Source organism: Pseudobacteroides sp. (assembly GCF_036567765.1).
In the GTDB taxonomy this organism is placed as follows: Bacteria; Bacillota; Clostridia; order Acetivibrionales; family DSM-2933; genus Pseudobacteroides.
In genome coordinates, this window is the sequence record NZ_DATCTU010000114.1 from 1 (window position 1) to 10,656 (window position 10,656).

Consider the following 10,656-nt stretch of genomic DNA (forward strand, 5'->3'; position numbering starts at 1 on the left):
TCAGTATCTGTTTCTCCAATACTGCTTATGCAGTAAATCTTCGTCTCATCAGGTGTAAACTCGTAAGCATCAATTTCTCCTGCATAGCTTATACACCCATATGTCTGAATCGGCAACTTTATTGGTTGATTTGGAGGTGTATTTGGTGGTAACTTCTTACCAGGCGATTTTCTTTCTTGTGGAAGATTAGTACCAAATTTCAGTTGCTCAATTATTTGGCTAACAATATTTGATATTTGCAAATCAATATCACCGCCCGTATAAACAGAATAACACCTTCCACCTGTAATACTAGCAATTTCATTAAGAAGCTGCGACTTACCTATTGATACACACAAAACCTTAATTTTCTTGCTTGCCAAGGTTTTTGCATACTCAATAATTTGAGTATAACTATTATTATTATCTCCTCCATCAGACAACAGAAGAAGATACTTGTCGCATTTACTGTTTAATATTATCGCTTCTCCTTCTTTAAGTCCACATAGGATATCTGTACTATTGTATCCATCAGCTGATTTTATTGCATTAATAATATCATTTTTGTCTGCTGATAAATCAATTGCCTTTCTTGCAAACCCAGAGAACTTTACAACTCCGAATTCATTACCAAACTCAATTACCTTCTCAACAATATTAGTTGCGATGTTTTTAACAATACTGTATGAACTAATGCTTAAGACCCTTTCTCATATTGAAATTGGGCATAATGACACCATTGAGGTTGTATTCCTTGTAGAGCAAAGATGATCTAATGAAAAGATACAATTGCCATGAAAAATTTTAAATGTTCCATGGTCAACCGTAATACACGTATAACATAAAAAATGCACTGCTGGTTTTGCTGAATAAGCAACAGCATATTTGTATTGTCTGTCAAAAAATCTACATATCTTAAATTTTCAAGAATAGAATATCTATAGTTATAAAAATTGCGAGATGTACAGTGAAAACCAAAATGATAATCATAAATAAAAAAGGATTTCTTATATCAGTTACAGTTTTACTTTCAGTAATTCTTATAATGGTGATTTGTATCTACAAATTTTCGAGTATAAAAACAGATTTGTTCAATGACCCCAAAAATGGAGTAATCATTGTAGACCCTGGGCACGGTGGAATTGATGGAGGGACTTCAAGTAATAATTTATTAGAAAAGGATATAAATCTCGATATTGCTAAAAGGGTAAAGGCTACTTTAGAAGCGAGGGGCTATACTGTAGTTCTGACAAGGAATGCTGATGTTTCTTTAGATAAACTTTATGAAGGAACAGGCAATAGACATCAGAGGGATTTAAAAGCTCGGGCAAATATAATAAACAAAAGTAATGCCCAACTTTTCTTAAGTATTCATGGTAATTGCCATTTAAAAAATCTTGATGCAGACGGGGCTATTGTACTTTATAATGAAAAATTTACTCAAAATAAGGAACTGGCCTACTTTGTGCAGAGAGCTTTAAACAGCATGATTATAGAAGGTAAAAAGAGAACAACTCATGATCCTCAAAAAACTGATACTTTATACTTATTAAAGTGCTCGTCTATACCTGGTATTCTAATCGAAACGGTATTTCTTTCAAATGCCAGAGAAAGAGAACTATTACTTAAGGATGAATTTAGAGAAGGTATTGCTAATGCAATTGTTATCGGTGTCGAAAAATACCTTAAAGAAGAGGAAAGGGTATTTAGGGGATAGTTTATTTAGCTCACATAGAAAATCTTATGGAAAGAGAGATTACATAGAATGAAGAGATTTAATTGCCTGATAGTCATTACCAAAAGGACTTTTAGAATATTTCTTACGATAACAATTGTTGCAGTCTCCTCCATTACTTTTGCCTACTATTATTTTAATAAAGATTTCGGAACGCATGACTTTACTACATCAGTAAACACGATTAAACAGGATATATCAAAACCATTGGTTCAGAAAGGTAAATTGGCAATCATAATAGATGATTTCGGTCAAAACCGTAAAGGCATTGACGAAATGATGTCAATAAAAAGACACCTAACCTTTGCAGTAATGCCGTTTCTTACTTACTCCGCTGCAGATGCATCAAATGCACACAAAAAAGGGTATGAAGTTATTGTTCATCTACCTTTAGAAGCAAAAAATGCTCCTTTAAGCTGGGTTGGACCAAGGCCAATATTAGCAAATATGAAAAATGATGAAATAAAGCAAATTACTTTGGATGCTTTTGAAAATATTCCTTATGCAGTTGGGGCTAATATACATATGGGCTCCAAGGCGGCCAATGAAGAACATGTAATATCAAGCATTTTGGATATAATTAAAGAAAAGAATTTATATTTCGTGGATAGCCGGGCGGAAGACCATCCTATAGCAAAGAAAATCGCCAATGATAGAGGTATTCTTTGTTATGACAGAGATGTTTTTTTAGATGGTAACAAACCAAAAGCCTATATTCTTAAGCAGTTGCGAAAGGCTGGAGATATAGCATTAAAAAGAGGAGAAGCAGTTGCAATTGGGCATGTTGGAACAGAAGGGGGGAAACCGACAGCAGATGCAATTTCTGAAATGCTTTCTGAATTTGATGATAAAAATATCCAACTTGTTTTTGTTTCTGAACTATGTAAATAAAAAATTTATTACAAGTTAGTGGATATCCTGATTTTGAATAAACAGAAACAGCTTGAAATCATTATATAGTTTACGATGTGAACAATACTGATTACTCTTGGCGCACACAAGGTTGCAACCATGATCAAGGTTTCAGAGGAGCTTTTGAATGATAATGTGTTCAACCTTGAGGGATATATCTCCAAGGAGTTTGCAAGAAGGGTTGGAGCTGCGGAGGAAGCCGCCTTTATAAACGGAAACGGAACCGCAAAACCAACGGGGCTAATAGGAAGCGGAGAGGTAGGAGTTATAGCCGCATCCTCCACAGCAATTACCTTTGATGAAATCATCGACCTGTACTATTCTCTCCGTGAGCCATACAGGAATAATGCCGCATGGCTTATGAACGATTCAACCATCAAGGCTATAAGAAAGCTGAAGGATGGAACCGGGCAGTACTTGTGGCAGCCTGCTGTTCAGGCAGGACAGCCGGATACCGTTTTAAACAAGCCTGTAAAAACTTCATCTTCTGTTCCGACAATCCAGGCAGCAGCTAAGGCGATTGCCTTTGGTGACTTCAAATATTACTGGATTGCTGACAGGCAGGGCAGGAGCTTCCAAAGGCTCAATGAGCTTTATGCTGTTAACGGTCAGGTAGGATTCAGGGCTACACAGAGGGTTGACGGAAAGCTGACACTTGCTGAAGCGGTCAAGGTGCTTCAGATGAAAGCGTAGGTGACAGGTTATGAATACAACTAAAAACTATCACAAGGATGACGGAGATGTGTTTGTAGTAGGCGGAGAAATCAGTGTTGTTGATGAAGGGAAACTGACCTTTGACGGAACAGCGTTAAAACCCGCTGCAAACCAGGCAGACAGTTCTGCAAGCACAATTGCTGATTTAAGGTCTGACTTCAATTCCTTGTTAACAAAGCTCAAGGCCTCGGGCTTGATGCTGGTCGATGAATAAAGGAGAAAAAGACAAAGGGAGGCGGTAAATTTGATTTCACTTGAGGAAACAAAAGCATTTTTAAGGATTGACTCAAGCCACGAGGACGCTCTTATCACAAGTTTTATTACCTCTGCTGAGGAACTAAAGGGCAGGGTTGATGTGCAGAACCTACACAGAAGGCTTGAACTTCTAAACACTACAAAAAAATGGAGGTAATGGAGATGTCGAAAATAATTGAATTGACTGAAAAAAGGAACAAGCTTTGGGAATCCGCTAAGGCTTTTTTAAATGAGCGTGAAGGCAGTATGACAGCCGAGGACTTGAACCAGTCTGAAAAGATGGAAGAAGATATTGTCCTTATGAGAAGGGAAATTGAAGCTTTGGAGCCAGCAGAAAATGGAGATGGAGCTTCAAAGCCTGTAAGGAGTGCTGTCAAACAGGAGGTAGGCCAGCAGGAAACTGAGAAAACGGGCAGAGCTTCAAAAAACTATACCGATGCTTTTTGGAAAAACATGAGGAGCAAGAACAGCTATGATGTTTTAAATGCCCTTCAGATTGGGACTGACTCTGAAGGAGGCTACCTTGTTCCAGACGAGTATAAAAAGACGTTGATTTCCGCACTTGAAGATGTGAATATCATGAGGGGTCTTGCAACCATTATCAATACGGCGTCAGGTGACAAGCAGATTCCAGTGGTTGCAACCAAAGGAACTGCAAGCTGGGTGGCTGAAGAGGGCGCAATCCCTGAAAGCGATGACAGCTAATAGCTTCACCCATCGGCCTGGTTGTTGCAGCCATAGCCGGCTATTTCAACCCTATTCCCATCCAAGTATGTAGTTTTAAATTTACTTTGGTTATTAAACTCTTTATAGTCAAAAATCAACCTTAATATTGAGCATTTATAGGAAAATATGTAGAAGGCTCCGGGGGCTACTACATTTTCGGCATCAATACGAATAAACATTTCACAAATACCATCATTATTGAAATCTCCCAAAAATAGTCTCGGCCTATTTCCCAGGCCACTCTCAAGGGGTACTCCAGAAAACATACCTGTCCTGCTGTCTTGAATGATAAGAATAATCTTATCCGTATAGGTAGCACCTTTATATTCTACAATTTCACCTATAAGAAATATTGCATCTGTATTTTTATCTCCATAGACATCGCCGTATTTCAGGTCATAAATGCAGTAATTAACAATTCCTTCCATACACTTTTTCTTATGTTCCAGTATGAATTGGTGAATAAATCCATATTCTTTCCTCCCATTATTAGAAGGTGAAATACATTCACAAGAACAGCCTACAAAGCATAATATGTTTTTTATTATTAATGTGATATTCGTCCTGCTTTGGGCGTTTACAATCATATGAGTACCGGATTGATTTCTCCTGCATATTATATAAGTGGAAAAAATCTATTCATCAAATTATAGAAGGTACTCTCTTTATTCCTTTAACAAGAAAATTTTCAGGATGGGGGAATTTTGTAATGAAATATTTCTATATGCCATCGGATTATAAAAATGAAACTTATCCGGCTTAACTTTCTCATCCGCGTATACATCCACGAAATCCCACTCTGGCTTGCCCTATATGTAATTGGTGTAATACTCAACCTGTGCCTCATAACTTGACAATTGCTCCTCGGTGTCGGTGCTGACACGACAGTATGCACATACCCTTTTCCTTAACAGCACAGGTATGCCTTTGGCTGTATGTACCTGTCTTGCTGGTATGACAGAAACATTTTTTGTCATAGTATATACAACTCCTTTCCTAATCTACTAAAGACTCAAACAGATTATCGTCAAACGGCCAGAGAGTCAGTTTATATTCATCTTCCTTTCGTTCAACAGTGAATGTTAGTGATTTTCTTGGTAATGAAAGATTGTAATCCTTAAGGATATACCTTTTGTTTTCATGTCCAATTTCATCTGAGGTAAGAGGAAGTAAAATTTCTCTACCTACTGTGCAATAAAGCATTTTGTCCAATATATCAAACATTCTCTTGCTAATTTTACTTTCATCTTCTTCAGGTATATATGCTTGCTCAATAGTATTATTTACATTAATGAAAATACATCATTTTTCTAAATTATATTCTAAGCCGCATATTAATTAAATGGCCTAAATAGTGCATATATAGGAAAAGCAATTGACAACAGTGCCATTATTGCCGCTCCTATAGCTGATAGCTTATTTTTCGTCCATGTATTTTTAATATAGCTGCAAACATAAATAGACGGCATGATTACAATAAGCACTAAAATATACTTCATTTATTCCTTTCCTTTCGTTGTTATTATATGCGAACTTCTCATCATAGTACCTGTACGCCTTATTACAAACCTGACATTGGTATTAATTTCTGCTTTTTCAAATTGGGATATCCAATTATATTTCTCCCATTCCTGTATGGTAAAAAATTGCCTTGCTGCTACAAAGCCAAATTTAAATACATCCGCTTTAAGCGTCTTGCATTTTCCCATAAGATTGTCCAATCGTGTTTTTATATAAGCTTCAAATGATTTTTCCAAAAGTGGCTTTAAATCCTTACTTTCGTAATTAATCCTGCTTTGTATTGCCAGAATATCCCCTTCAAGGTACAATGTCAAATTAATAATCGGCTTGTCATTCTGCAGCTTTATTTTTATTTCTGGCTTCCGTGCCGGACGTATTTCCAGAGGAACTACCAATTCAGGCTTTTCAGGGTCCTGTATTGTAAATTTGCCATTTTCATACTCCCCTCTTGCCATCAGCATCAGCCTTGTTTCCTCACCGTTAAGTTCGCCTACCATCATATCCCCGTCAAATACAGCAGTACCAAACAGTTCTATCTTGCTGCCTCCTGTTTTAGGTATCTCCCCTGCATACTCCTCCCCTGCAGGCTTAAATTCTGTTCCCCATTTGCTTCCCTGCTGCTTGAAATTATTGTCCGTGTTCAATGAAGCCAGTGTTGCTATAGGCTGGTTATATGTAGCTTTAAGATCATCATAAAAATCATTTAACGATACGAGAGGAAAATAGCCTGTATCAGAAGGTGCAGCAAGTAAATCATCCATCGCCTTTGAAGCTGCAGAACCAATAAGAGGTTTATTTGCCTTTAGGAAATCCATAGGGGAACACCTTGATACCAGTACATTAGTTGTTCTTCTGACCTCTCTGAACCTTATCAAAGGGGCAAGAAATTCACCAACCAAACCGCTTCGTGCAAGTTCTTCCGATATCACAATAAATTTTATATGCTGAAAATTTATATGCCGTGGCATTATAGTATCCAGTAAATCCATCCCTGCATAAAAGGAAGGTGCATCAACAGTAACAGTCTCATATCCGCCCTGTCCTCCTGTACTGCTTCCCGTTGACACACTGGTCCCACCACTTGTTTGGTCATGCATTGTAGGAAATTCAACCGTAAGACGCCCTTTATCAGTTACACCCTTTTCTATTCCTATTGCAACAATATATGCTAAATCATCTATCTCCCTTGCATCCGATGAACAAGCCGAAAGCATAGATACAAGCATGCAGAATAGTAAAATAACAGCCATAAGTCTATGCATTGGCTTTTACTCCTTTCCTTCTTATTAATGATGAGATAAGTGCAATCAAAGGGAGTATAAAAAATACAATCCATGCATATTCCCTAAAAAACTGGATATATCCCATTGAAACCTCTGTTATATCTCTTGGAAGCATAGTAAGTGTGAAAAGGATTATACCTGACGTCAAAAGCAATGGTTTCATATCCTGCATCTTAAAGGCTTTACAATACGTGCTTAAGGATATATACCACAATGTGGTTATTGCAATAAAAGAACTTATACACCATGCAAAAAGAAATATCGGATCAAGTCTTTGTATAAAAACTCCATAGTTAATTAAAGCCGTCAATTCATACATAGGTGAGGTTATTTCTTGTCCTGTGTAATAGGGAAAAGTAATTGTAAAACAAAACAGTGTAGCCGATATTAATATACCGGAAATCACAATACTGATATATCCTGCTTTTTTTATATGTTTCGTACCTTGCAGTGACCTGGCAATTACTGCAAGTATAATAACTTCTCCGAATAACGAGCTTCTCTTAAAGCCGTTCAGCATTGTTTTACCAATACCATAACCGAATAGAGGAAACATGCGACCTAAATTATAGTTCTGCGCTGCAAGAATAAGAACCAATATTAAGCCAAGTAGCAAAGCATATGCCGATAGCTTAGCAAATCGGGCTATTGCCTCTATACCTAAGCGGCATAAAATTAATACAGTTGCCACAAAAATAACTACAAGGTAGGAAGTGGCACTTAATGGGAATGCATAATCTTTCAATACATCAATAAATTCCCGCAAGGTGGTAGTAGCAAATAGTGCCAATGATAAAAAGCAAATAATAGAAAAGATAAAACCCATATATCTTCCTACTGTTATATTAAAAATCTCAATAATATTTTTCCCGGGATAGCGTTTCAGCAGTAAGCATATAATAGTAAAGCCAATTGCCGCTGTCGCCGCCGATATTAAAGCCGAACACCAGCTTATAGTTCCTAAAATATGCATTAAAAATCCTGGACTGGTATAAAATACATTTGAAGTTATAACTATGGTCGTGAGGCAAACAGCTTCATGGAGTCCCAATTTTCCTTCCTTAATCATTCTTTATTGTCCCCTTTCTTCCCAATCCAACCCCTTGCTATATGTGGCTGCATTTTTCTGTTTTGCGTGTTCATATAGTCTGGCCTGTCCTCTTGCTTCCAGATTGGCTGTCTCAGGAAAACATCCTTGCTTTTTGCTGATTTTGGAGCAACCGGTGAAAGGAATGGTACCCCAAAGGATTTCATACTGCATAAATACCCGCCTAAAACTGCAATTCCAGCAGAGATACCGTAAAACCCTGCAATTACTCCCAAAAGAATAAAAGCAAACCGCAGTATTCTTACTCCTGATGCAAGCGAATTTGAAGGTATGGCAAAATTTCCAAGACCCGTTATGGCAACAATAATTATCAGAATCGGGCTTACGATATTGGCTGCAACAGCCGCCTGCCCCAGTATCAAGGCTCCAATAATACCTAAAGTTGTGCCGATTATGCCCGGTACCCTTATTCCTGCTTCTCTTATGAGCTCAAAGGATAACTCCATAATCATTACTTCAACTATTGTGGGAAATGGTACGTTTTCTTCTGCTTTTATAATTGAAGCAAGCAAATCAGTAGGTATCATTTCTCTATGATATAGTATCAATGCAACATACAGACCTGGTAAAAATATGGCTAGCATCAAAGCAAAAAACCTTATTAACCTTAAAAATGTCCCATACTGCCATCTTGAGAACGAATCCTCCGAAGTATGCAAAAATGTAAAAAAAGTAACAGGTACTGTACTGGCAAGCGGTGAGCCTTCAGTTAAAATAACCGCCTGGCCTTCCATGAGGAAAGATACCGCCCTATCAGGACGTTCTGTATTTAAAACCTGTGGAAAAATCATAAACGGCATGTCTTCAATGAACTGCTCCAGCATCCCATTACCCATAATAAAGTCTGATTTAATGCTACAGATTCTTTTTTTTACTTCTTTCACCAATTCTGGAGAAGTGACACCATCAAGGTACATTAATGCACAGCTTGAATTATTCATCCCACCTATAGGAAGAATCTCAGTTACAAGCTCTTTATTTTTCAGCATGCGCCGTATTAATGTAATATTGGTACGCAGGTTTTCGGTAAATGCCTCCTGTGGACCGCTTATAACATTTTCTGCCACAGGTTTATCAACGCTTCTCTTTTCATATCCTTTGCTTTCGATCAGCAAGCATTCCTCGCAGCCTTCAACAAAAAGTGCTGTAAGGCCATTTAGAAGCTTTGGTATTATTTCAGTTTGGTATTCCTTTGCTTTGTAGAGGTCATTGACAGATATAACATTATCAGCAATATATTTTAGTAGACACCCATCATGGAATTTCGCAAAATTTTCCTCCTTCATAAGCGGACGCAGTATATAGTCGTTGATAATGTTTTTATCAATCATTCCATCCACAAAAACAATACATGCATCTGTATTTCCCGCTACCTTGAACTCTCTTAAAACAATGTCATTATTTTTAGGCAGTCTGAATTCCTTTTTAATCCTTTGGAGGTTTACCTGAAGTGAAAAATCAACAAGATTTTCAGGGGTTGCAGGTTGATTTTCACTTTCTTCTTTAACTTCATTCCATTCTTTTATATGCAAAGGCTTTTTAAATTTTCTTGATTTATCTTCTTTCGGATTTTCATTTTGATTATTAGGCACAGGAGCTTCAATATCTTCACTTTTCAACCCTTCATACTCATTTTCTAAAAGTTCAAAATTTGAGTTGTTTTTTGGTTCTTTATATTGAAAAATTTTCATAATACTTTTCATCAATGTACTCAAGTAATCACCATCCATATTTTATGATGGTATTATTGGCACATAATACTATAAATATACTTTTAAGTCCTACCTCATACTAATAGGTTTTGGCAAATAGAGTGCATTACACCTCCCTTGCAGAGTAGAAAAATCAGTGAATAAATACAAAAAACATACGGTTTTTACGGTAATTTTTTGAAGATAATTGATTTTAAAAGTAATAATTCAGTGACAAGGAAAATATTCTCTTCCCATGCTATAGCTTTATCCGCAACCTTAACACACACTTTTGATAGCACCTTACATTCCCTCAGCAAGTCAAGTATCCTGAGTGCTTTCACTACCCCCGCACCAGAAACAAAGAACGACAATACAAATGATATTGCTTCGCCAATCATCTTACCCTTTTCATAGCTGTCCGCCATACCAAACTTTTCTGCAAATGTTGAAATCATTTCCTTTATAAGGTTTACAAACATTTTCTTTTCTTCAGTGAAGAGTAGCGGACTAGGGCACATCGCCTTACACAAAAAGCCGATAGTTTCCAGAGTATTCTTTGGGTTCTTGAGTAACATCCATATGGAATTAAGTATTTCTTTAATTGCCTTTGGGAAATTAGTTATCTCATCAAAAGCACCGCCAAGAATTCCGCCTTTATCAGCTCCTGTCATTCCATATGTTGCCTTCAACCATACACTCCTAAGCCCAACTTTACCCTGCATCCAGTTT

13 protein-coding genes and 1 pseudogene are annotated in these 10,656 nt (G+C 37.1%); 7 read left to right on the forward strand and 7 right to left on the reverse strand.

Annotation, left to right across the window (positions count from 1 at the left end; translation table 11 throughout):
- The coding region (locus tag VIO64_RS18725) for a vWA domain-containing protein (protein WP_331921112.1) at positions 1–620 on the reverse strand (620 nt) is incomplete at its 3' end.
- On the opposite strand from VIO64_RS18725, the gene VIO64_RS18730 reads away from it, so the two are divergent.
- From VIO64_RS18730 to VIO64_RS18760, 7 genes and pseudogenes are all read left to right on the forward strand, one after another.
- Positions 502–750: a hypothetical protein gene (locus VIO64_RS18730; RefSeq protein ID WP_331921089.1), complete on the forward strand. Its 249-nt coding sequence runs from the start codon at positions 502–504 to the stop codon at positions 748–750. The genes VIO64_RS18725 and VIO64_RS18730 overlap by 119 nt on opposite strands.
- 196 nt (positions 751–946) lie before the next feature.
- Positions 947–1,696, forward strand: coding sequence for an N-acetylmuramoyl-L-alanine amidase (locus VIO64_RS18735; protein WP_331921091.1), 750 nt, complete (start codon positions 947–949; stop codon positions 1,694–1,696).
- Positions 1,697–1,744: 48 nt separating this feature from the next.
- On the forward strand, positions 1,745–2,605 hold the full coding sequence (locus VIO64_RS18740) for a divergent polysaccharide deacetylase family protein (protein ID WP_331921093.1): 861 nt from the start codon (positions 1,745–1,747) through the stop codon (positions 2,603–2,605).
- A 90-nt stretch (positions 2,606–2,695) separates the two neighbouring features.
- A pseudogene (locus VIO64_RS18745) lies at positions 2,696–3,319 on the forward strand (phage major capsid protein); the annotation flags it as partial.
- Positions 3,320–3,329: 10 nt separating this feature from the next.
- Positions 3,330–3,554: a Head fiber protein gene (locus tag VIO64_RS18750; RefSeq protein ID WP_331921095.1), complete on the forward strand. Its 225-nt coding sequence runs from the start codon at positions 3,330–3,332 to the stop codon at positions 3,552–3,554.
- 30 nt (positions 3,555–3,584) lie between these two features.
- The gene (locus VIO64_RS18755) at positions 3,585–3,752 is read left to right on the forward strand and encodes a head-tail connector protein (RefSeq protein ID WP_331921097.1); all 168 of its coding nucleotides are present in this window, start codon (positions 3,585–3,587) and stop codon (positions 3,750–3,752) included.
- A 5-nt stretch (positions 3,753–3,757) separates the two neighbouring features.
- Positions 3,758–4,300 (forward strand): phage major capsid protein, encoded by a 543-nt coding sequence (locus tag VIO64_RS18760; RefSeq protein ID WP_331921099.1) that lies wholly within the window; start codon positions 3,758–3,760, stop codon positions 4,298–4,300.
- Between the two features lie 5 nt (positions 4,301–4,305).
- Here the strand turns inward: VIO64_RS18760 and VIO64_RS18765 are convergent, their stop codons facing one another.
- The 6 genes from VIO64_RS18765 to VIO64_RS18790 all read right to left on the reverse strand — a co-directional run.
- Positions 4,306–4,749, reverse strand: coding sequence for a hypothetical protein (locus VIO64_RS18765; RefSeq protein WP_331921101.1), 444 nt, complete (start codon positions 4,747–4,749; stop codon positions 4,306–4,308).
- A gap of 381 nt (positions 4,750–5,130) precedes the next feature.
- A complete protein-coding gene (locus VIO64_RS18770; protein WP_331921103.1) occupies positions 5,131–5,298 on the reverse strand; it encodes a hypothetical protein in 168 nt (55 codons plus the stop codon).
- A gap of 522 nt (positions 5,299–5,820) precedes the next feature.
- Complete coding sequence (locus VIO64_RS18775; protein WP_331921105.1) at positions 5,821–7,104, reverse strand: Ger(x)C family spore germination protein; 1,284 nt, start codon at positions 7,102–7,104, stop codon at positions 5,821–5,823.
- On the reverse strand, positions 7,097–8,194 hold the full coding sequence (locus VIO64_RS18780) for a GerAB/ArcD/ProY family transporter (protein WP_331921107.1): 1,098 nt from the start codon (positions 8,192–8,194) through the stop codon (positions 7,097–7,099). The genes VIO64_RS18775 and VIO64_RS18780 overlap by 8 nt, the downstream gene beginning before the upstream one ends.
- Positions 8,191–9,924 (reverse strand): spore germination protein, encoded by a 1,734-nt coding sequence (locus tag VIO64_RS18785; RefSeq protein ID WP_331921109.1) that lies wholly within the window; start codon positions 9,922–9,924, stop codon positions 8,191–8,193. The genes VIO64_RS18780 and VIO64_RS18785 overlap by 4 nt, the downstream gene beginning before the upstream one ends.
- Before the next feature lie 185 nt (positions 9,925–10,109).
- On the reverse strand, positions 10,110–10,656 hold a 547-nt coding region (locus tag VIO64_RS18790), incomplete at its 5' end, for a hypothetical protein (RefSeq protein ID WP_331921111.1).